The sequence below is a fragment of the Coxiella-like endosymbiont of Rhipicephalus sanguineus genome (assembly GCF_018687865.1).
This window is the reverse complement of record NZ_NIQB01000008.1, coordinates 23499-45713: the sequence shown is the minus strand read 5'-3', so window position 1 is coordinate 45713 and position 22215 is coordinate 23499. Positions and strand designations below refer to the sequence as shown.

Here is a 22215-nt window from a genome sequence, read left to right as displayed (position 1 = left end):
TACTGTCGAAAACGGTGGCATAGCTTCACGTAATTTTATCTACGTAGAGGAGGATATTGTGGATGGCTTGATCCGTCTGTGCTTTGAAGGGAAAAACGGGGGAAGTGTATACAATTTAGCTTCAGGAGAAGAACAAAAAATTAGAGAATTGGCTGAGACCATTAATATACTTACTGGGAATCCTGCACCCATTCAATTTGAACCTGCTCCCAATTGGGAGCGTTCGGGGCGTCGTTATGGAGATATAGTTAAAGCAGAGAAATAGGTTTCAAATCAAAGATCGGCTTGGAGAAAGGGTTACAAGAGACCATTAATGGGCTATTCAAAATAGAGAAACTATCAAACGGTGTATTCTGCAATACCGCTTCTATTTGCCAGAACTTGCTTGTTATCAATCATCCAACATAGAGGAGAGGGTGGTCTAGTTTGATTGTGGAGTATTAATGGTGAAGAACAAAAAAAGAAAAATATTAACTGTAGTTGGTGCTAGACCTCAATTTATCAAGGCTGCAATGGTAAATTATCATTTCTGTACAGCTCCAAATTTGAATGAAATTCTGATTCATACCGGTCAACATTTTGATGATAATATGTCAGAAGTTTTCTTTAGAGATTTAAATATACCTTTACCTCAACATCAGCTTAATATAAATCATAAATCTCATGCTGAGATGACGGGTCACATGTTAATTGCTTTAGAAAAGATAATGTTGCAAGAAGAGCCAAATATAGTTTTGGTGTATGGCGACACAAATTCCACTCTAGCTGGAGCCTTAGCAGCATCTAAATTAAACATCCCTATTGCGCATGTCGAAGCCGGATTACGCTCCTTTAATAAATCCATGCCTGAAGAAATTAATCGCGTTCTTGTCGATCAAGTCAGTGCTATTTATTTTTGCCCAACTTTTTCGAGCCGTCGAAAATCTTAAAAACGAAAATATTATGATTAATGTACATCACGTAGGAGATGTGATGTATGATATGGTGCAACATTTTAAAAATAAACTGAATTCAAAGCAATTCCTTAATGCCTATAATCTTAGTTTTGGGAAATATATATTTTTAACTATCCATCGGGAAGCCAATGTAATTGAAGTAAGCCAATTGCGGGATCTTTTGCATTATATTTATGATTATGCAAAACACTTCAAACATAAAATATTATTTCCCGTTCATCCGAGAACGAAGAAACGGATAGATCCTGATTTGTGCCAAAAAATGAATGATAGCCTAATTATGGTTGACCCTTTGGGTTATTTTGAAACGCAAGTAGCCATCATGAATGCGCAATCTGTTTTTACAGATTCTGGGGGGGTACAAAAGGAAGCCTATTTCCACCGTGTGCCTTGTGTTACCTTACGCGATGAAACGGAATGGGTAGAAACAATTGAAAGGGGTTGGAATCGTCTTTGGAAAGTTCCTCAATATATCCAACCTCGCCAGGAAATTTATGAGTACGGAGATGGTAATGCAGCTTTTAATATTGTGAACACGATAAACGACTATTTAAATTAGATAATTATGAAGATTGCGTTAGTACATGTTAAGTTTACTTATGCTTCAAAGCTTTCCTACCTTGATGACTGGTTAGACGCCTTCATTTCGCGCCCCGAGTTGGAAGTAGATTTAATTAATGTTGCTACAGAAGACAGCGTTCTTGTCAGACAAATTCAGGATAAGATAGAGAAAGTTCCTTATATTATTATCCATCATTCCGTTTTTGGTGATTCACTTCAATATATTCAACGGTATGTGCAAGCATTTAAATATCGACGAGGAAAAATGCTTTGCTTTGTAGGTAACGAAGTTAACTTACCTATTCTGGGTATGAAACCCAAGTTAACCCTACTTAAACAAATAAAACCTCAAATTATTGCAACCCAATTGTTACAAGCTGCGGGTGAATGGCTCTATGCTGACTGTACTTCTACAGTTCTTTCAATACCTCATGCACTAAATCCCAAGTTTTTTCCGCTAAAAAAACTTATGAGAAAAGATTGGTTGACGTGGGTACACGTTCTCATCGTTATCCCCCCCATCTCGGAGATGATGAGCGTAACCGACTTCTCGAGTATTTTGCTGATACAGTTCCAAATAAATTCCATTTGCGATGCAATGTGGATACTAGTACTCGGTTTAATAGAGAGGGGTGGGCCGCTTTTTTAAATCAATGTAAAGCAACTATAGCAACTGAAGTGGGAAGTTTTTATTTGCAAAAGGACGACGCTTTAGTAGATGAAATCAACTATTTTTTCTTAAAAAACAATAAAAAGCTAATTCTTAAGGAAAGATCTTTCTTAAGAGCGATGGCAAGAGGACTTTTGCCAAAATTTATAAAAAATAAAATTAAGCAATATCTTATTATTCCCGAGGATTTAGAAAAGAACGCAGATTTTAAAGTTATTTATGATCAGATTATTAAAAAACACCTACCTTGCCCCGAATATTCGAAGACAATATCTTCTCGACATTTTGATGCTATTGGTACAAAAACTTTACAGATTCTTACCCCTGGACGTTATGCTGACATACTAAAGCCTTATGAGCATTATTTCCCCCTTACGAAGAATTTTTCTAATATAGAAGAGATTATCGATTCAGTTAAAGATAAAGCGATATACACAAGAGTAACTGAAGCTGCTTACGAGCATGTCATCAGTAATCATACCTATCAGCATAGGATCGATCGGATTATAGAAGCTTTGGGATAAAGAGAAGGAGAAAGCCATGTTTTGATTATATCAGAAACTATTTTATCCTTCATCAAGGATATATAAAAATATTGGGAGATCAATAAAAACCAATTCAATTTTCAGTTTGATTTTTAATTTCTTCTATTTTAAAACTAACAATTCATTTCTAATATTTATTGGTAGTTTAATATTTATAATGCTGGCCTTGAAGGCTGTAATGACCTGTTTAAATGTTTTTTGTTAGGCTAAATTTGCTCAAAATTTAAATATCTGGATTTCTAGATTTTGTATTAAAAGTTATATTTTAATGCCTTACCAAAGAGCAATTGAACTGAATATGTCTACGTTATCAAAACATATATTATAATGGATGTTACCTACACTATAAATGTCGTCATCTATATGTTGTCAATTATGACAGATGTTATGGCGGCAATTTCTTTGGGTTGTTTAATTTTGTGGATAGATTTCAAATTGGTTTTATTTTCTGTTACGACATTAGCTACCTTGCTTCTTTTAACAATAGCAGGAACGAAAAAAGAATTAAAACTATCAGCAAGGAAAATGAATATTTTGTAATGCGATTATATAATGTGGTTTCTGATCCTTTTCAAGGGTTGAAAGATAAAAATAAATAACGTAGAAAATTATTTTATTGAAAAATTTTTCTTTTGGCAGAAAAAATGCTAAAAATTTAGTAAACTACAATGTCATTTCAAACTTACCGTCAGCACTTATAAATTCGATAGGTTTTGTAATGCTCTTAATTATTCTTATTTACTTGTTGTTTTCTCACAGAAATTTAGTTGCTATTTTACCGATAATCGGGGTTATCGCTATTTCTATTCAAAGAATGTTACCAGCCGTAGCACGGATATCCTTGGCATTAGGAAATGTGAAGCAATACCATACTAATGTTTTAGTCTTTCGAAAAGCTGTAGATAAGTTGGCAGAATATCATAATCTTTTGGAAATGAGACAACATGCACAACACAATATTAAGTTTGAACGAGAGTTAAGATTAGAGAATGTTACTTACCAATATCTGCAGGCAAAAAAAGAAACGTTAAAAGATATTATGCTGACAGTACCTAAAAAATACTTTTTTAGGGATTGTAGGTGCCTCTGGAACAGGAAAAAGTACGTTGCTGGATATTATCCTTCCACTTTCGCCCGTTAAAAGTGCTTCTATTTACTGCGACGATGTGGATATTACTAAGTAAGCCATATGGACATATCGCATTTGCTGCGATATGTCCCTTAACATACTCACCTTATAGTAGAAGGGACATTATTGGAAAATATGGCTATAGGCATAGAAGAAAACCATATCGATCATCAAGCCGTAGAACGGGCAATTAACATAGCACAATTGCAAACTTTAGTGAGTGAGGTGTCCGATGGACTCAACACCCAGATAGATGAAAATAGATAAAAAAGGTTTACAATTATCAGGAGGTCAACGCCAACGGGTCGGAATTGCCAGAGCCTTATATCATGACACTGACATTAGATTCAGTAACAGAAAGTGAATTTAATGAAGCTCTACCGTCTTTAATGGGCAAAAAGACCTTAATGATCATCGCTCATAGACATAGTTCCATTTTGTTTTGTGATAATTTAGTAGTACTTCACAAAGGGAAAGTGGTTTCAGAAAGGAGTGATGGCGAACTTATGATTACTTCTGAAATGTATAGGACTTTATAATATAGGTTAGAAATAAATTAATGACTAAATTAAAGTTTGATATAGGTGTAATCATTCCGGATTTAGGAGGAGGAGGAACTCAGCGTGTTCTTCTAAATTTGGTGAGAGAATGGTTACGACACAATAAGAAAATCTGTGTAATTACTTTTTCTATTGAAAACACAGATTTTTTAAATTGCCAGAAACTGTTTCTCGAAAATGTATTGATTTTATTAAAGAATCTGAAGGATTTTGGGATGCCATCAGGAATACCTTTAAAAGGGTAAAAGCATTGAGGTCGTTAATCCGCGAGAACCGTCCTGCCTGTATTCTAAGCTTTCTTAGTACGACCAATATTTTGACGCTTTTAGCTACTCGAGGTATGAATATTCCTGTCATTATTTCAGAGCGAAGCGACTTAGCAAAAGAATATCTAAATATACGATGGAGTTTGCTCCGTTATTTGTTATATCGCCAGGCTACTGTTGTTACGGCGAATAGTTATGACGCTATTAGATTTTTAGAAAAATTTGTTAAGAGTAAAAAATTAAAATATGTTCCCAATCCCGTTCATATTGAAAAAACGCCGTGCCTATTAAAGTATAATTTTCCTGTAGTTCTGGCTGTAGGGCGCTTAGGTTATGAAAAGGGTCATGATATTTTGTTACGCGCGTTTGCTAAATTTATTTGCCGTTATCCAATGTGGCGACTTGTCATTGTAGGTGACGGTAAGTTGCGCAAAGATTTGCAAAAACTTGCGTTCAGTTTGGATCTGGCAAACTCTGTTATCTGGTGTGGAATGAGAGCCAATGTTTTTGCTTATTATCATGCCGCTACGATTTTCGTTATGCCCTCTCGTTATGAAGGCACTCCGAATGCGTTATTGGAAGCTATGGGATTGGGATTGCCAGTTGTGGTGAGCAACGCATCTTCAGGACTATTGGAATTTGTTAAAAACGAAGAAACTGGGTTAGTGGTACCTACAGAGGATGTAGAGGCCCTTGGTTCCGCTTTAATCTATCTCGCAGAAAATGAATCCTTGAGACAACGTTTAGGTAGGACGGCCCGTCAACGAATTGAGATCGCAAATCAATCAGCTTATCATGTGTGGGATAGTGTGATTGATGAGGCTTCTCGGTTGGCACCTTGTTTTTAATAATTTTTCCGTTTCATGAATTAGGCACTTCCTATGAAAATTTGAGGAAAAGCCTTCTGGATTTTTAGGGCATCCGATTTACCTTTATCCTGATGAGTCTATGCCAGAATTATTCTTTTGAAAACTATAGGTCAATTAACAATAACAATGAATAAAAAAAATTTAATTCTTATTGCGATCCCCTCTTTAGATGTTGGGGGGTCTGAAAAACATCTGCTTCGAATCTTACCCTTATTAAAACAACGAGGTTACAATGTGGCTTTGTACGTCACTAACCATCGGGGGATTATGTATGAGAAAATGATTGCTGCAGAGGTTCCTGTAATTGTGCCACCTTTCTGCGAATTCTTAAATAAGCTAGGTAAAATTGGAAAGCCTTTCATATATTCTGTTTCGATACTTAAGCTATGCTTAGTTATTTTTAAATATCGACCTTCAATTCTCCATTTTTTCTTGCCGGGTACCTATGTGTTAGGAACCGTTAGTGGGTTAATGATGCGTGCGCCCTGCATGGTGATGAGTCGGCGTATTACTAATGAATATCACAAAATGCATCCTATTATTGCACAAATAGAACCATTCTTGCATAAACGGATGAGAGCAATATTGGCAACATCGTTACGAGTGCGAGATGACCTTTTAAAAGAGGGGGTTTCTTCGAATAAATTGGGATTAATTTACAATGGTGTAAATCTAGATAATTATCAAATTTTCTATAATAAAACTGCTATCAAACGCTCGCTCTGTTTAGCCGAAGATGATTTTATTATCATAAATGTAGCAAATTTGTATAAAAGAAAAGGCCAAGAGGATCTTTTACACGCATTAAATTTAATTAAAGAAAAATTGCCTAAAAAATGGAGATTATTATGTATAGGAAGAAATGGGGGGGAAAGAAAAGCGTTGGAGGATTTGCGTGATCGCTTAAATTTAAAAAACCATGTTATATTTCTAGGTCAGCGACACGATGTTTCTCAATTATTGGCCATTGCTGATGTGGGGGTTTTAAGTTCCCATGAAGAGGGGTTCTCGAACGCTTTACTGGAATGTATGGTCAGCAGTCTACCTATGGTAGTGACAGACGTGGGAGGTAATGCAGAGGCTGTGATTCACCACCAATCGGGATTAGTAGTCCCACCTAAGGAGCCACAACAGTTGGCCGGAGCATTATTAACATTAATAACGGACGAGGAAAAACGAAAAGAGTACGGACGAGCAGCTAGAGAACGGATTGTGAATTATTTCAGTTTACAGACTTGCGTGGATCGTTATGATCGGTTTTACCAAGCGTTGTTACAAGCGGATTGTCACCGGGCTATGGAAGCTGTCGCAATAGAAGAGATGAAATGATATGTGTGGAATTGTAGGTTTTTGGGACTTTCGCCAATCTCGTCGAAAACAGCAATATCTTGAAATCGTCACTACGATGATGAACCAGGTTTTATCGCGGGGTCCAGATTCGGCAGGGGCCTGGTGTGATGAAACCACAGGTTTAGTTTTTGGTCATCGGCGTTTAGCCATTGTTGATCTTTCTTCGGCAGGGCATCAACCCATGATCTCTCAATCTGGAAATTCTGCCATCATTTATAATGGAGAAATTTATAACGCGCCTTCAATTCGCTCTGAATTGGAAAAATTAGGTGTTTTTTGTCGAAGTTCCACGGATACTGAAGTTCTTTTGGAAGCTTGCGAGCACTGGGGTCCTGAAGCTGCTGTCAAAAAAATGAACGGGATGTTTGCTTTTGCCTATTGGGATAGGCGCCAACAAAAACTTTATCTCGTTCGTGATCGTTTAGGAATTAAGCCTTTATTTTGGGGATTAAAGAATAATATTTTTTATTTTGCCTCTCAGTTGAAAGCGTTAATTGTTCATTCGGATTGGCAAGGGAGCATCGATCGTCAGGCATTAACGTCTTATTTTCGATTTAATTATATTCCGGCTCCATTATCTATTTATCAAGGGATTTATAAATTAGAACCAGGTCATATCCTTATCATTGATGCTAACCAACATTTAAGTGAAAAACAATTTTGGTCGTTGGAAGCTGTCTGTCAGAATCGTGTTCTTGCATCCTTCAATGAATTTGAAGCTCTCGAAAAAATGGATTATTTATTACTCGATGCTGTCAAATGTCGGATGTATGCGGATGTTCCTTTAGGAGCTTTTTTATCCGGTGGAATTGATAGTTCTACCGTAGTATCTTTGATGCAAGCACAGAGCACGAAACCTGTAAAAACATTTTCAATTGGCTTCCATGAGTCCTCATATAATGAAGCTACTTATGCAAAAGCTGTTGCTCAGCATTTAAAAACCGAGCATCACGAATTATATTTGCACGTTGATGAAGCGGCAAAATTAATTCCCCAAATTCCTGAATGGTATGATGAACCTTTTGCAGATTCCTCCCAAATTTCGACGTACTTAGTTTCTCGATTAGCAAGAGAATATGTGACTGTCAGTTTGTCGGGGGACGGAGGAGATGAGCTGTTTGCGGGCTATAATCGCTATATTTTAGCGGAAAAACTATGGTCCCGCCTAGCTAGTCTTCCTTCTCCCTTCAAGAAATCAGCGAGTAAATTAATCAGCTCTTTTAATCCCGCAACATGGGATAAGATTGCTAAAATTATTCCTAGACGTTGGCGACCGTTACGGGTAGGTGATAAAGCGCATAAACTTGTTGGTCTTTTAATGCAGTCGTCTGATGATTTTTATAAGAACCTCGTAAGCCTTTGGGAAAGGCCAGCGGAACTAGTAGTGGGTGGATCAGAAATTTTATTGTGGCCGCGGACTATTAATCCTTTAAATTTTGTTGAACAAATGCAATATGTCGATTCGGTCACCTACCTGCCCGATGATATTTTAACAAAAGTCGATAGAGCCAGTATGGCTGTTAGTTTAGAAGCAAGGGTTCCTTTGCTCGATTATCGATTAGTGGAATTTGTGTGGACATTGCCTCTGAAATTTAAATTGCGAAATGGAGAAACTAAATGGCTCTTGCGTCGAATATTAGAAAAATATGTTCCTGCACCACTTTTTGAGCGTCCTAAAATGGGGTTTGGTGTTCCTATTAATTATTGGTTGCGAGGGCAATTGAGAGAATGGGCAGAAGATCTTCTTTCCGTTCGCAAATTACAGGAAGATAATTTATTAAATTCTCAATTAATTCGCCAGCGTTGGGAAGAGCATTTATCAGGAAAAAGGAATTGGGAATATCCAATATGGGGTGTTCTTATGTTTCAACTATGGCGAGAGCGGAATTGAAAAAAAAATTATTAATAGTAGTTAGCAGTGCAAAATTCTTTATTTCTCATCGTTTAAGTTTAGCTCAAGCCGCAAAAGCAGCAGGCTACGATGTCCATGTCGCAACTCCAGATTATAACGAGCAAATTAGCGAGGTAGGTTTGGTGCATCACACAATTATACTTGATCGCGGGAGTTTAAATCCTGCCAAAGACGTGGGTACTTTTTTTTCTTTATTACGATTATACCAGAAATTAAGCCCGACATTGTTCATCATGTCACAGTTAAACCTATTTTATATGGAGGGATTGCTGCTCGATTAGCTCGAATTCCGGTAGAGGTAAATGTTTTCACAGGGCTTGGATTTATATTTATTGCTCAATCGCGTTTTATGAGATTACTTCATAAAATAATGCAAAAAGGCTATCAGTTGGCTTTTGGTCACCGAAATATGCGAGTTATTTTTCAAAATAAAGATGACCAGGAATATTTTATCCAGGCCAATATTTTAAAAGAGAATAAAACTATTTTGATTCCAGGGTCGGGCGTATGTATGAAGACCTTTTATCCTATTGATGAGCCTGCTGGGCTGGTACGGGTGGTGTTTGCTTCACGGTTGCTTTGGGATAAAGGAGTGGGTGAGTTTGTTGATGCTGCTCGATTACTTAAAAAACGCAAAGCAAACGCTCAATTTGTTTTAGTGGGCGCTATTGATGCAGCTAATCCTGCTGCTATTTCTGATGTCCAATTGGAACAGTGGGAAAAGGAAGGACTTATTGAATGGTGGGGTGAACGAACTGATATGCCACAGATTATGCGCGAAGCGCATATCATATGTTTACCTTCTTATCGGGAAGGTTTGTCCCGTGTGCTTATAGAGGCGGCTGCGAGTGGACGTGCCATTGTCACAACAGATGTTCCTGGTTGTCGAGACCTCGTGCATGATGGTGAAAACGGTTTATTAGTGCCCATGAAAGATAGCGAAGAATTGGCTCTAGCCATTGAAACCTTAATTCAAAATCCATCGCTTCGAAAAGAAATGGGTTTTAAAGGGCGGGCAATGGTGGAAAAGGAACACGAATTGAAACGAATTATTCAACATACTTTGAATTTATACGAAGAACTTAGTGGACAGCAATGCCATAAAACTCTAAATACCAATCAATAAAATTTTTGATCCCTTCCAATAAAGGGGTTTTCGGTCGGTAGCAAAAATCATTTTCGAAAAGAGAAATATCGGCATAGGTCTGGGGAACATCACCGGGCTGAATGGGTAGAAAATTTTTAATGGCTTTTTTGTTAAGAACTTTTTCTAAAACTGCGATGAAATCTAATAAAGGAATCGGATTATTGCTACCAATATTATAAATTCGATAAGGAGCTTTGCTCTTTGCGGGGTTACCTGTCCATGTGAGATCCGGTTTAGGCTCCCGATTTAAAGTAAAAAGAATACCTTCGATAATATCATCGATGTAGGTAAAATCCCGCAGCATATTTCCTTGGTTATAAACATCGATTGGTTCATCAGCTAATAGGCGACGGGTAAATTTGAATAAGGCCATATCCGGCCGCCCCCAAGGACCATAGACCGTAAAAAAACGAAGCCCAGTACAAGGAAGATGAAATAAATGAGCATAACTGTGGGCCATTAATTCATTGGCTTTTTTTGATGCCGCATACAAAGCAATGGGGTGATCCACATTATCACTTTCTGAAAAAGGGTATTTTTGATTTGCACCATATACGGAACTGGAAGAAGCAAAGACAAGATGTTTAACGGATTGATAACGGCATCCTTCCAAAATGTGTGCAAAACCTACTAAATTAGCATCGACATAAGCATAAGGGTTTGTAATGGAGTAACGAACGCCTGCTTGAGCAGCGAGATGGACTACACGATCAAAGGTTTGCTGTTGAAATAAATCGGATATGCCAGGACGGTCCGCAAGATCTAATTTAACGAAATTAAAGTGAGGGAAGTTTTTTAATTCAGTTAAACGAGCTTCTTTTAATTTAACATCGTAATAGGAGTTTAGATTATCCAGTCCGGTAACAGCCTCATATTGTTCCAATAAGCGCTTGGTTAAATGAAAGCCAATGAAGCCTGCGCAACCGGTGACGAGTATTTGCACCTAAAGCTTCCACAAAGTAATGCCATTCCCTTTGCATTCTTTGAAGTTGAGCAATCCTTTAACATCAACAATAAGTGAATGATCTGCCAGTTTGGCATGATACGCTTCCAGGCTAAAGCGTCGAAATTGATCGTGGGCCACAGCAACGATAATAGAATCAACGTTTGAAATATCTTCCCATGGCTTCAATTCGATATCGTAAAGTCTTTTAGCTTCTTCAGGATCAGCGATGGGATCGTGAACTATACATTTAACGCCATAATCCGATAGCTCATGGATAATATCAACTACCTTTGAATTTCGAAGGTCAGGACAGTTTTCTTTGAAAGTGAGGCCCAAGATAGCAACTGTAGCGTCTTTAATAGTGTAGCCAGCGTGAATCATTTGTTTAATAGTCTCTTTCGCCACATATTTCCCCATGTTATCGTTAATGCGCCGACCAGCAAGATAACTTCAGGCTGGTAACCGTAACGTTGTGCTTGGTAGGTGAGGTAATAAGGGTCGACGCCAATACAATGTCCCCCCACCAATCCTGGTCTGAAGGGTAAAAAGTTCCACTTCGTTTGAGCGGCAGCCAACACTTCTTGGGTATCTATGTTCATCCGTTGAAATATAATTGCTAGCTCGTTCATTAAAGCTATATTCAAATCACGTTGGGTATTTTCAATTATTTTAGCGGCCTCGGCCGTTCGAATATTAGGAGCTCGGTAAATGCCTGCTGTTACCACATTTCCATAGACGTGGGCAACGATATCCAGTGTTTGCGGATCAGAACCTGAAACTACTTTAGTAATTGTTTCAAAACGATGTGTTTTATCACTGGGATTGATTCGCTCAGGGGAATAGCCGAGAGTGAAATCCGTACCGAATTTTAATCCTGAAACAGCTTCAAGTACGGGTGCACAATCGTCTTCGGTAGCGCCAGGATAAACAGTTGATTCAAAAACCACAATATCGCCCCGTTTCAAATACTGACCGATGGTTTCCGATGCATTTAAGAGCAAACTTAAATCAGGATGATTTGAGCGATTAATAGGAGTAGGTACAGCAACGATATAAAAATCCGTCTCGGCGAGATCATCAGGATTATTAGTAAAATGCAATTGACAGTTGCGTAATTGTTGTGAATCTACCTCGTCACATGCATCATAACCTTGTTTAAGAGCGTGAATGCGGGCAGAATTCTTGTCGTAAGCAATAACATGCTGTGTACGGCCGAAAGCTACAGCGACAGGAAGGCCCACATATCCAAGGCCAATGATGGAAATTTTCCTTGTGATCTCACTCATGTTGTCGGATTGTATCGCAAGTTCTTAAGAAACAGCAATTCATTTTTAGGAGCGTCTTAATGAAAGTAAGCGTTTATGGAGCAGGCTACGTTGGTTTAGTTAGTGCTGTTTGCCTGGCAGATCTTGGGCATGAAGTTTGTTGTTGTGATGTGGATGAAAAGAAAATCGCTCAACTTAAACAAGGTCTTTCTCCTTTATATGAGCAGAATCTAGATGATTTATTAATTAAAAATTTAAAGTTGCAACGAATATTTTTTACCAGCCATTCCGAAGAAGCTGTCAAGCATGGGGTTATCCAAATTATTGCTGTTGGTACCCCCTCGATGGGAGATGGAGGAGTGGATATGCGATTTGTCAATCAAGTCGTGCAAAATTTGAGTGGCCATTTATCTGATTATGCTGTGATAGTAATGAAGTCGACGGTGTCAGTAGGTACGGCCGATCGCATCCTTCAGCAAATTGCTAAGGGCCTTCAAAAAAGAAGACTCGCTATTGAATTCGATGTTGTTTCTAATCCTGAATTTTTGAAAGAAGGAACAGCAGTTAAGGATTTTCTGGAACCCGATCGAATAGTTGTGGGGGTTAGTAACGAGCGAGCAGCTAGCCAAATGAGAGAGCTTTATAGGCCCTTGATCGAAAATGGTCGGCTTTTTGTAGTGATGGATCAACGCTCTGCTGAACTTGCAAAATATGTGTCAAATGCTTTTTTAGCAACGAAAATTAGTTTCATTAATGAGATCAGTTATTTTTCAGAATATTTCAATGCAAATATCGAAAAAGTAAGAACAGTCTTGGGATTGGATTCTCGAATTAACCCAAAATTTTTAAATCCTGGGTGCGGTTTTGGTGGTTCCTGTTTTCCGAAAGACTTACTGGCTTTACAAAAAATTGCGAAATCCGCTGCTATTCGGGCCTCACTTATTGATTCTGTGCTTAAAATTAACGAACGCCAAAAATTAATTTTGTATGAAAAAATCTGTCGTTATTTTAAAGACAAATTGCAAGGTAAAGTTGTGGCACTTTGGGGATTAGCATTCAAACCGGGCACCGATGATGTTCGTTCCGCATCGAGTCGAAAATTAATGGAAAGTTTGTGGTCCGCAGAGGTTCGAGTTCAAGCTTATGACCCATTAGCTATGGAAAATATTCGGCAGATCTATGGAGAATCTGCTCGTTTGAAATTATGTCAAGATGCTTATGCAGCGCTGGACAATGCCGATGTTTTAGTTATTGTAACGGAGTGGGATGAATTCAAGAATCCTAATTTTGCTCGTATCAAACATAAATTACGCTATCCTGCAATTTTTGATGGTCGCAATCTTTATCAGCTTGAGCAAGTTTCGAAGTGGGGGGTTGATTATTATGCGATTGGACTTGCCCAACAAGACCAATTTAAATCTCTCAAAAGTAAGTGATTGGGTATAATTGCAAGGGACTGAAATAGAAATAAAAAATCAGGTGGTAGTAATTACAGGAAGCGGCTCTGGGATTAGTGCGGAAACGGCTCGCTTTTTATATCAGCAAAGAGCGAAAATAGCCTTGCTAGATAAACAATTTAATCGTGCAAAAGTACTGGCCGATGAGTTAAACGGATTGGCAATCGAATGTGATGTGAGTCATGCCCAAAGCACGAAACAAGCAATCGAAGCAGTGATTAACGAATTTCGAGCATTACTATCTGCATTAACTATGTAGGCATTGCAGCTGCTTTTCGTATTGTTACTCGCGAGGGAGCTATCCCCTTAGAGAATTTTCAGCGAGTAATCGAGGTTAATCTCATCGGCACGTTTAAGATATTGCGATTATGTGCTGAACAAATGATGAAACAGAAGGTTCTCAATAAAGAGGACGAACGGCTGGGTCATTATCAATACGGCTTCCATATTATATAGCCCGCGTACGAAGGTTAAATCGGCCAGATAGCTTACAGTGCTTTTAAAGGAAATGTTGTATCATTTGACTTTATCCACAGCTCGTGAATTTAGCAAATACGGAATACGAGTTATGGCAATTGCACCCGGCGTTATTGCTACGCCAATGATGGAAAATATGCTTATCGAGGTTACAAGAAAGCTTTAGCTGTATCTGTTCCATTTCCTCCTCGTTTGGGCCTTCCGGCTGAATATGCACAGCTCGTTAGGGAAATTATTCGGAATCCCTATTTGAAAAACGGCAACGTTATTCGTCTCGATCGAGCGCTTCGTTTGTCGCCTAAATGAAGGAATCACGAGAGGTCGGCTATGCGCGGAATTTTTTGGCAGGTGGTTATGGAACTTGGCTCTACCCTATGACTAGGGCGGTGAGTAAACATTTACTGCCTGTTTATAACAAACCGATGATCTATTATCCTCTAACGATATTGATATCCTCTAACGATATTGATAAGAGCGGGAATCCGGGAAATTCTGGTGATTCCCCACCCTCATGAAATAGGCTATTATCAAAAAATATTAGAAGATGGCTCTCAGTGGGGACTTCGAATTTATATAAGACCCAACCTAAACCCGTAAATATTGTCGAGAATTTTCTTTTAGCGGAAGAATTCGTTGATAAGCAACCTTTGTGTTTGATATTAGACGACAATATTTTTTGCGGCCATGCGCCATCTCATTTATTAACTCAAACCCAGTTGAGTTTACTAAAAGCAAGCATTTTTACCTGCCTTGTTAAGGAAACTCAACGCTATGAGGTTGTTGAATTTTATTTGAAGATTAATCCGAAAAATTAATTGAGAAACCCCTTAATAGTAATTCGAAACATCCTATAACGGGTATTTATTTTTACGATTCTAATGTTTTTAAGCTTATTCGTTCAGTCAAAATGGAAGATCGTGAAAAATTTACTGTAGCTGATTTAAATCAGCTTTATTTAGAAAGTAAGAATTTAAATATTATTCCTCTGCCGTCCTAAGTTCGATGGTTTGATGCCGGCGTTCATGGAGTACTTCTTGAGGCGGCTAATTTTGTAAGTATGTGTAAACGAGAAGATAACTTCCTTGTAGGTTGTCCAGAAGCAGTTGCTTGGAAATGCCATTATATTAAATGACCAACAATTAAAATGCCTGATACATATGCAAAAAATTGGGACTTATGAACCTTATTTGTTTGCGGTAGTTATTGATTTTGGGAGCATCTCACGATAGGGTAATTTTATGAAGCGATTAACGGATATGCCTGAGTGGAAAATGTTAAAATTAAAATTTGCGAAATTAGCAAAAACTCATATGCGCGACATGTTTGCTAACGATCCGCACCGTGGTGAAAATTTAAGTTTAGAAGCGGCAGGTCTCTATTTAGATTATTCTAAAAATAGAATTGATGAAGAAACCCTACATTTGTTTGGTAAGCTTGCTGAAGCGCGTGGCCTTCGGAATCAGATGGAATCTCTTTTTGAGGGAAAATTAAGAAAAGGTTCGATGCAAATATCAGTGGTTCACCCAGCCCTACGTAACCTCGATCTTTTCCCTATAAACTTGGAAGGTAGAAATTTCACTGCGGAAGTCAAAGCTTCTTGGGAAAAACTTAAAAAATTTCAGAGCGAATTCGGGAAGGAGATTACAAAGGATTTACGGGGAAACCTATTATCGATATTGTTAATATTGGAATGGGAGGCTCCTTTTTAGGTCAGCAGATGATTTATTATGCGCTTAAGCATTATACAAAATCTACTTTGCGTTGTCATTTTATTTCTAATTTAGATGCAACTAATGCGGAAGAAGTTTTGCAACGCCTTAATCCGGAAACGACGCTCTTTATTATCACCTCAAAGTCTTTAACAACAAAAGAAACTTTAGAAAATACCTCACGGGCTAAGCGATGGCTCATGCAAGCTGCGAAAGAGGAAAAATTAATACGTCCTCATTTTATGGCAGCAACAGCAGCTCCAGGTAAAGCGTATGAGTTAAATGTCCCAACAGAGAATGTTTTTATTATGTGGCCTTGGGTTGGAGGGCGATTTTCCGTTTGGTCGTCGGCGGGACTCTGTGTAGCAATGGCAATTGGTTGGGAAAATTTTTACAAGTTTTTGTCAGGCGCTCATGCAATGGATAAACATTTTCGGAGTGCTGAATTCCTTAAAAATATGCCTGTTTTATTAGCATTACTCTCTATTTGGTACATTAATTTTTTTGGTAATCAAACTCAAGCGATTATTTCTTATAGCCAACGGTTGTATTATTTGCTGAATTATCTCAAACAGTTGCATATGGAAAGCCAAGGGAAAAGCGTTCAAATAGATGGGTCGCCTGTTAATTACGATACAGGTCCTGTAGTTTGGGGAGGGGTTGGGACAGATAGCCAGCACAGTTTTCACCAACTCTTTATGCAAGGAACTTTAAGAGTTCCTATTGATTTTATTGCGGTACTCAAGCGGAATAATGAAGCGGGTTGCCAATTTTCTTTGCTTGCCAATTGTTTGGGACAAAGTGAAACTTTGATGCGAGGATATGATAAAAAAACACTGATTACCCATTTAATCGCTCAGGGTTTTAATACTCAAGAGGCCGAAAAACTTGCTTCTCAGCGTGAAATCAGAGGAAATAATCCTAGCAATACTATTGTTATGGAAAAGTTAACGCCCTATACATTAGGTTCTTTGTTAGCTTTGTACGAACATAAAGTGTATGTTCAAAGTGAAATTTGGAATATTAATGCTTTTGATCAGTGGGGGGTAGAGCAGGGGAAGCGTTTAGCGGAGGATATTTTGGCATCTTTTGAAGGAAAAATCGATTCTTTGTATTTTGATAGCTCTACGACGCATTTAATTAATTATGCGATGAATAAAAATAAAAATATGCGATGAATAAAAATAAAAACACGGAAACTGTTTCATGAAAAAGATCACTACGGCTGTTTTTCCTGTAGCAGGTTTGGGAACTCGTTTTTTGCCAGTAACAAAAGCCGGTCCAAAGGAGATGCTACCGATTGTAGATAAACCTATTATCCAATATGCCGTAGAAGAAGCGATCGGAGCAGGAATTACTCATTTAGTATTTGTGACAAGCAGTAGTAAGCGTGCTATTGAAGACTATTTTGATAGCAATTATGAATTGGAAATGCGCTTACAATCGGAGAGGAAATTTAACGCATTAAAATTAGTTCAAAATATTTTGCCCAAAGAGGCGAGTGTAAGTTATGTGCGCCAATCCCATCCTTTAGGGTTAGGAGATGCTGTCCTATCGGCCCGTCACGTGGTGGGAGATCAGCATTTTGCGGTATTGTTACCTGACGATATTATTGATTGTGGGGAAAAGAGCTGTCTTCAATTAATGACCAACATTTACAAAAAATATGACGCGAATGTCATTGCTGTTGAGCATGTAGAGGCTGAAGAAGTGGACAAATATGGGATTGTTTCAGTGAGGGAGGATCAAGGAGTAAAGCGAATCACGGGAATGATCGAGAAGCCCCCTATAAGAAGTGCTCCCTCTGATTTGGCGATCACAGGACGTTATATCTTATCCCCCGGTATTTTTAAATACTTAGATATAATTGAACATGGAATTGGAGGAGAAATTCAGCTTACGGATGCTATTGTAAAGCTTATACAAGAAGAACTAGTTATTGCTTACCCTTTTGAAGGACGTCGTTATGATTGTGGCAGCCGCTTAGGATTTCTTCAAGCAACTATTGCTTATGCCTTGGAACGTAATGAATTTAAAGAGCCCTTGCGGGCCTATCTATCGGAATTACTTACTTCAGAGTATGTATAGACGTTTCAATGATTAACCTTTGAACCGATCGATGCTTGGTTTAAAAAAGCGCTAAAAATTTCTGTTTTTATTGAAGTATCCTAGAATATTTATTGGATGAAAATATGGATGTCATTCATGACAGGACCTTGCCAAACTATACCGCTTGTTAATATGAATATGTTTTAATCTTGTTCTATATCTATTTGCTCTACCTCGGCTGCAACGCAACATTCATTGCTATTTTTCTTTTTTATTTTTTATACTGATGAGTATAAGGTGTGCGGCTTTCTTTATTAATGAGTGTTTCTTTTCGTAAAGCATTTTACATTGTGAGCATTGGTTGTGGACTTCATAATATCTTGCCATTCCGTTTAGGAGATATAGGAGATATATTGAAAATTTATTTTGTGAAACGATTTTATGAGATTGAAATGAGCTACACTTTAGCGGCTACGCTGATGGAACGCTATTTTGATTTAATTATGCTCCTTATTTTAGAAGCTGTTGCTTTATTCAGCGTCCAATATGGATTAGAGGTCAACGTGATCTACTTAATTAATAGCACTTTTTAATTGTAGTATTTAATTATAGTTTATGGTTTTTTTACCACTATTGCATTGTGAAGGATAGCTTTTAAAAAAAATATATCTCGTATGAGGCATGGAGCGAGGCGGATTAAACCCCTATTAATCGCTATTGAGGGGGAGGGGGTATTCAAAGCACAACAAAAATTACGAATTTTCCTTCTATCTGTAATCTATATGGGTAAGTTTGCTGTCAATATATGAGTTCTTTTTTACTTTAAACTTACCTTTACATGATATAAAAGCGAACGGTGCCATTTTCGTTTTATTTACGATCACTTTATCTTTTGCTATCCCTTATTCATTGGCTAGTATTGGGATTTATGAGAGGCAGCCATTATTTATTACCTCATTAATTATCTTCATGTATTGCTTAATAAGGCTTTGGCGTTAACTTTAGTTTTTCATTTTACTATTAGTATCCCCCAGATTACTCTCATGGCAACTATTTTAATTGTAATTGCCCGTCAATCAATTGCCTCCTTTAATTTGGTCCGTTAGCTATTAAATCTTCTAGAAAAAAACAGTCTTCGCAGAAGTTCTTCTCTTTAAGTAACTCTCTTGGCAAAAAGTTGTGATGTTCTTTGGAAAAATCACTAACTAAGAGCGTGGCCGGGAACTAAACCACTATTTGCGTCGGATCCTCTACCAAGGTATAATGCCGTGCTTTTTTGAGCCTGCGATGTCTGCAAATGACAGTGGATATTCTTTTACTAACAAAAGAGGTAAATATGTCATTAACATCTACAGAAACAGCTGAAATCTTAAAGGAACATCAACGAGATAATAACGATACAGGTTCTCCCGAAGTTCAAGTAGCTATTCTAACCGCTAAAATTACGAAGCTTACTGAGCATTTTAAAACCCATAATAAAGATCATCATTCGCGCCGAGGTTTGTTGTGGATGGTAAGTCAACGGCGAAAGATCCTCAATTATTTGAAGAAAACTGACATAGAGCGATATCGCAAACTCATTGAACGATTAGGATTGCGATCATAATTAAAGGAAAAACATGACAAAAATTAGTAAGACTTTCCAGTATGGTAAACACGATGTTACATTTGAAACAGGAGAAATAGCGCGTAAAGCGACGGGTGCAGTGATGGTTCGAATGGGCGACACTGTTGTCCTGGTTACAGTAGTTGCTCAGAAAGATGTTGAGGAAGGGTGTGACTTTTTGCCTTTAACTGTCAATTATCAAGAAAAAACCTATGCTGCGGGGAAAATCCCGGGGGGCTATTTTAAACGTGAAGGGCGCCCCACCGAAAAAGAGACCCTAACTTCTCGGTTAATCGACAGACCCTTACGGCCTCTATTTCCTAAAGGTTTTACCAACGAGGTTCAAATTATTGCCACCGTACTTTCTGTAGATTTGGAAGTGCCCACAGATATTCCCGCTATTTTAGGTGCTTCGGCAGCTATGGGCGTGTCAGGTATTCCCTTTAACGGTCCTTTAGGTGCCGCGCGAGTAGGTTATCGAGAAGGTGAATATCTTTTAAATCCTTCTTTAGAAGAATTAAAGGGGTCACAGCTGGATTTGGTTATCGCTGGAACACGTGATGCGGTGTTGATGGTCGAATCAGAGGCTCAAGAATTGCCAGAATCAACTATGCTTGGAGCTGTGCTTCACGGGCACAATGCCATGAAAGCCGCTATTAAGGCGATTGAAGAGTTTGTTAGAAAATCGGGTAGTACTCCTCGATGGGAGTGGCAGCCGCCTGAGTCCAATAGAGAGTTAGAAACTTTAGTAGCTCAAAAGGCCGAAGCTGCTCTTCAAGAAGCCTATCGCATTGTAGAAAAGACGGCTCGACAAAATCGAATTCAAGCCATTCGAGACGACCTCTTAGGAGGATTTACGTCAGAAAATGAGAATGAAAATTTCCCTAATTTGCATGAAATAACCGCCATCTTCGATGATTTGGAACGCCGGGTTGTTCGTAATCAAATTTTATCCGGCCAATCCCGAATTGATGGGCGCGATACCGAAACCGTGCGGCCTATTACTATTCAAGTAGGTGTTCTTCCGTGTTCTCATGGTTCCGCTTTATTCACTCGAGGCGAGACCCAAGCTTTGGTGGTTACCACCTTAGGGACTGAGCGGGATGCACAGATGATAGATGACTTGGATGGTGATCGGCGGCGGGAAGATTTTATCTTTCACTATAATTTCCCAGCTTTTTGTGTCGGTGAAGTTGGTTTTATGAGTGGCCCTAAACGCCGAGAAATCGGCCATGGACGTTTAGCCAAACGAGCAATCATGCCGGTGGTTCCCACTTTAGCGGAATTCCCCTATGTGATTCGCGTAGTTTCTGAGATCCTTGAATCGAATGGTTCTAGTTCTATGGCAAGCGTATGCGGGAGTAGTTTGGCACTCATGGATGCGGGAGTGCCCACAAAAGCACCTGTCGCGGGTATTGCTATGGGATTAATTAAGGAAGGTAAGAAATACGCAATCCTCTCCGATATTCTCGGTGATGAAGATCATTTGGGTGATATGGATTTTAAAGTGGCTGGTTCGGAAAAAGGTGTGACAGCATTACAAATGGATATCAAAATCGAAGGAATCACTAAAGAAATTATGGAACGAGCTCTCGATCAAGCAAAGAAGGGTCGTCTGCATATTCTTACTATAATGAATGAAGCTATTGCCCAACCTCGCTCTCAAGTTTCTCAATTGGCTCCGCGCTACATTACGATGAAAATCAACCCCGAAAAAATTCGTGATGTCATTGGAAAGGGTGGGGTAATGATTCGAGAAATTACCGAAGCAACGAATTGTGCTATCGATATTGCTGATGACGGTACAATTAAAATTGCTGCTCATTCCACGGAAGAGGGTGAAGCTGCGAAAAGACGGATCGAAAAATTAACGGCCGAGGTGGAGCTGGGCAAAATGTATGAAGGCCCGGTCGTTAAGATCTTAGATTTCGGTGCAGTAGTTCAAATTTTTCAAAATTATCAGGGGCTTGTACATATCTCCCAGATCGCTCAGGAGCGTGTGGAAAACGTACGAGATTATCTTCAAGAAGGTCAAATCGTTCGTGTTAAAGTCATTGAAATTGATAGACAAGGTCGAGTCCGCCTTAGCATGAAACAGGTTGACGGGGTTACGAACGAGATAGGGCGGTTGTGATAACTTTTATAATTGGGAAGTTCCCGTTGGTAGTCGCTATCGAGCAAAGTCGAGGTTATAAATAAATGGGCGGTTGAAAGGTTGCACGCTATCGGAATATTCCATACGACAGCTATTCGTAATAATGCGCGAATATCATGATCATCCGGCTGAGCTTCCAACCAAGGGGTCCCAAAATAAAATTAAAATATCGACGTGCTTATTGACGATTTCAGCTCCGATTTGGAGATCTCCTCCTAAAAGACCATACTTTCCAACTTGTGGATTGTCATGCCTAGGAGGGTTTCATGAGGCGTCCGGTAGAACCTGTGGTCAAAAGTGTATGTTTTTTAAAGTTTTTTCGTATTTCTCTACCTATGCCACTAATCCTTTTTTCATGCGATCATGAGCCACTAAAGCAATTCGTTTAATAACTATAGCGACATTCACTTTATTCACTTTTTACAGAAAAAAGGGCACGATATATTCCCAATCGAGAAAATACAATGCCATTGAATAAAAGTGAGCAAACTAAAAATGAATCGATTTTGGCTGATATATTTAAAGATTTTTCTTTCGGCTAAGAAAAAATGGATGCTATTAGATCCCTCATTTTAGATTTCCCTCA

The 22215-nt window shown here is 38.5% G+C and carries 25 protein-coding genes and 4 pseudogenes; 27 read left to right on the top strand and 2 right to left on the bottom strand.

Annotation, left to right across the window (positions count from 1 at the left end; all coding sequences use genetic code 11):
* Window positions 1-58 precede the first annotated feature (58 nt).
* From B1F79_RS00790 to B1F79_RS00710, 17 genes and pseudogenes are all read left to right on the top strand, one after another.
* A complete protein-coding gene (locus B1F79_RS00790; RefSeq protein WP_251365600.1) occupies window positions 59-265 on the top strand; it encodes a Rossmann-fold NAD(P)-binding domain-containing protein in 207 nt (68 codons plus the stop codon).
* A 178-nt stretch (window positions 266-443) separates the two neighbouring features.
* On the top strand, window positions 444-929 hold the full coding sequence (locus B1F79_RS00785; RefSeq protein WP_251365599.1) for a UDP-N-acetyl glucosamine 2-epimerase: 486 nt from the start codon (window positions 444-446) through the stop codon (window positions 927-929).
* 13 nt (window positions 930-942) lie between these two features.
* Complete coding sequence (locus tag B1F79_RS00780; RefSeq protein WP_251365598.1) at window positions 943-1515, top strand: UDP-N-acetylglucosamine 2-epimerase; 573 nt, start codon at window positions 943-945, stop codon at window positions 1513-1515.
* Between the two features lie 6 nt (window positions 1516-1521).
* Window positions 1522-2166 (top strand): hypothetical protein, encoded by a 645-nt coding sequence (locus B1F79_RS00775; protein WP_251365597.1) that lies wholly within the window; start codon window positions 1522-1524, stop codon window positions 2164-2166.
* A 29-nt stretch (window positions 2167-2195) separates the two neighbouring features.
* A complete protein-coding gene (locus B1F79_RS00770) occupies window positions 2196-2711 on the top strand; it encodes a glycosyltransferase family protein (RefSeq protein WP_251365596.1) in 516 nt (171 codons plus the stop codon).
* 348 nt (window positions 2712-3059) lie between these two features.
* Window positions 3060-3272, top strand: coding sequence for a hypothetical protein (locus B1F79_RS00765; protein WP_251365595.1), 213 nt, complete (start codon window positions 3060-3062; stop codon window positions 3270-3272).
* A gap of 76 nt (window positions 3273-3348) precedes the next feature.
* On the top strand, window positions 3349-3873 hold the full coding sequence (locus B1F79_RS00760; protein WP_251365594.1) for a 6TM ABC transporter family protein: 525 nt from the start codon (window positions 3349-3351) through the stop codon (window positions 3871-3873).
* Window positions 3839-3916, top strand: coding sequence for a hypothetical protein (locus tag B1F79_RS00755; protein WP_251365635.1), 78 nt, complete (start codon window positions 3839-3841; stop codon window positions 3914-3916). Before B1F79_RS00760 ends, B1F79_RS00755 begins: the two co-directional genes overlap by 35 nt.
* 71 nt (window positions 3917-3987) lie before the next feature.
* Entirely contained in the window at window positions 3988-4128 is a 141-nt protein-coding gene (locus B1F79_RS00750; RefSeq protein ID WP_251365593.1) for a hypothetical protein, read from the top strand.
* Window positions 4115-4225: an ATP-binding cassette domain-containing protein gene (locus B1F79_RS00745; RefSeq protein WP_251365592.1), complete on the top strand. Its 111-nt coding sequence runs from the start codon at window positions 4115-4117 to the stop codon at window positions 4223-4225. The genes B1F79_RS00750 and B1F79_RS00745 overlap by 14 nt, the downstream gene beginning before the upstream one ends.
* Complete coding sequence (locus B1F79_RS00740) at window positions 4173-4400, top strand: hypothetical protein (RefSeq protein ID WP_251365642.1); 228 nt, start codon at window positions 4173-4175, stop codon at window positions 4398-4400. Before B1F79_RS00745 ends, B1F79_RS00740 begins: the two co-directional genes overlap by 53 nt.
* A gap of 175 nt (window positions 4401-4575) precedes the next feature.
* Window positions 4576-5535 (top strand): glycosyltransferase, encoded by a 960-nt coding sequence (locus B1F79_RS00735; protein WP_251365591.1) that lies wholly within the window; start codon window positions 4576-4578, stop codon window positions 5533-5535.
* Between the two features lie 117 nt (window positions 5536-5652).
* Window positions 5653-6885 carry a glycosyltransferase family 4 protein gene (locus tag B1F79_RS00730; protein WP_251365590.1) on the top strand — a complete coding sequence of 411 codons (1233 nt, stop codon included), beginning with the start codon at window positions 5653-5655 and terminating at the stop codon, window positions 6883-6885.
* Window position 6886: 1 nt separating this feature from the next.
* On the top strand, window positions 6887-8797 hold the full coding sequence (gene asnB, locus B1F79_RS00725) for an asparagine synthase (glutamine-hydrolyzing) (RefSeq protein ID WP_251365589.1): 1911 nt from the start codon (window positions 6887-6889) through the stop codon (window positions 8795-8797).
* On the top strand, window positions 8794-9099 hold the full coding sequence (locus B1F79_RS00720) for a glycosyltransferase (protein ID WP_251365588.1): 306 nt from the start codon (window positions 8794-8796) through the stop codon (window positions 9097-9099). Before asnB ends, B1F79_RS00720 begins: the two co-directional genes overlap by 4 nt.
* Window positions 9069-9140: pseudogene (locus tag B1F79_RS00715) on the top strand (hypothetical protein); the annotation flags it as partial. The gene B1F79_RS00720 and the pseudogene B1F79_RS00715, both read left to right, overlap by 31 nt.
* A gap of 27 nt (window positions 9141-9167) precedes the next feature.
* Window positions 9168-9944, top strand: a complete 777-nt coding sequence (locus B1F79_RS00710; protein WP_251365587.1) for a glycosyltransferase family 4 protein — start codon at window positions 9168-9170, stop codon at window positions 9942-9944.
* Here the strand turns inward: B1F79_RS00710 and B1F79_RS00705 are convergent.
* Window positions 9901-10908, bottom strand: coding sequence for an NAD-dependent epimerase (locus B1F79_RS00705; RefSeq protein ID WP_251365586.1), 1008 nt, complete (start codon window positions 10906-10908; stop codon window positions 9901-9903). The two genes, B1F79_RS00710 and B1F79_RS00705, sit on opposite strands and share 44 nt — an antisense overlap.
* Window positions 10909-12197, bottom strand: a pseudogene (locus B1F79_RS00700) (nucleotide sugar dehydrogenase).
* Between the two features lie 59 nt (window positions 12198-12256).
* Here B1F79_RS00700 and B1F79_RS00695 point away from each other — a divergent pair.
* From B1F79_RS00695 to pnp, 10 genes and pseudogenes are all read left to right on the top strand, one after another.
* The gene (locus B1F79_RS00695; RefSeq protein WP_251365585.1) at window positions 12257-13612 is read left to right on the top strand and encodes a UDP-glucose dehydrogenase family protein; all 1356 of its coding nucleotides are present in this window, start codon (window positions 12257-12259) and stop codon (window positions 13610-13612) included.
* 10 nt (window positions 13613-13622) lie between these two features.
* Window positions 13623-13892: an SDR family NAD(P)-dependent oxidoreductase gene (locus B1F79_RS00690; protein WP_251365584.1), complete on the top strand. Its 270-nt coding sequence runs from the start codon at window positions 13623-13625 to the stop codon at window positions 13890-13892.
* Window positions 13893-14141: 249 nt separating this feature from the next.
* Complete coding sequence (locus B1F79_RS00685; protein WP_251365583.1) at window positions 14142-14276, top strand: SDR family oxidoreductase; 135 nt, start codon at window positions 14142-14144, stop codon at window positions 14274-14276.
* A 136-nt stretch (window positions 14277-14412) separates the two neighbouring features.
* Window positions 14413-14925, top strand: a pseudogene (locus tag B1F79_RS06715) (sugar phosphate nucleotidyltransferase).
* Entirely contained in the window at window positions 14925-15107 is a 183-nt protein-coding gene (locus B1F79_RS06710; protein WP_372443092.1) for a sugar phosphate nucleotidyltransferase, read from the top strand. The pseudogene B1F79_RS06715 and the gene B1F79_RS06710 overlap by 1 nt, the downstream one beginning before the upstream one ends.
* Before the next feature lie 241 nt (window positions 15108-15348).
* Window positions 15349-16997, top strand: a pseudogene (pgi, locus tag B1F79_RS00675) (glucose-6-phosphate isomerase).
* Between the two features lie 28 nt (window positions 16998-17025).
* Entirely contained in the window at window positions 17026-17907 is an 882-nt protein-coding gene (gene galU, locus B1F79_RS00670) for a UTP--glucose-1-phosphate uridylyltransferase GalU (protein WP_251365581.1), read from the top strand.
* Between the two features lie 260 nt (window positions 17908-18167).
* Window positions 18168-18461: a lysylphosphatidylglycerol synthase domain-containing protein gene (locus B1F79_RS00665; RefSeq protein ID WP_251365580.1), complete on the top strand. Its 294-nt coding sequence runs from the start codon at window positions 18168-18170 to the stop codon at window positions 18459-18461.
* 743 nt (window positions 18462-19204) lie between these two features.
* On the top strand, window positions 19205-19474 hold the full coding sequence (rpsO, locus tag B1F79_RS00660) for a 30S ribosomal protein S15 (RefSeq protein WP_048875368.1): 270 nt from the start codon (window positions 19205-19207) through the stop codon (window positions 19472-19474).
* 13 nt (window positions 19475-19487) lie between these two features.
* Entirely contained in the window at window positions 19488-21608 is a 2121-nt protein-coding gene (gene pnp / locus B1F79_RS00655; RefSeq protein WP_251365579.1) for a polyribonucleotide nucleotidyltransferase, read from the top strand.
* The last annotated feature ends 607 nt before the right edge of the window (window positions 21609-22215 follow it).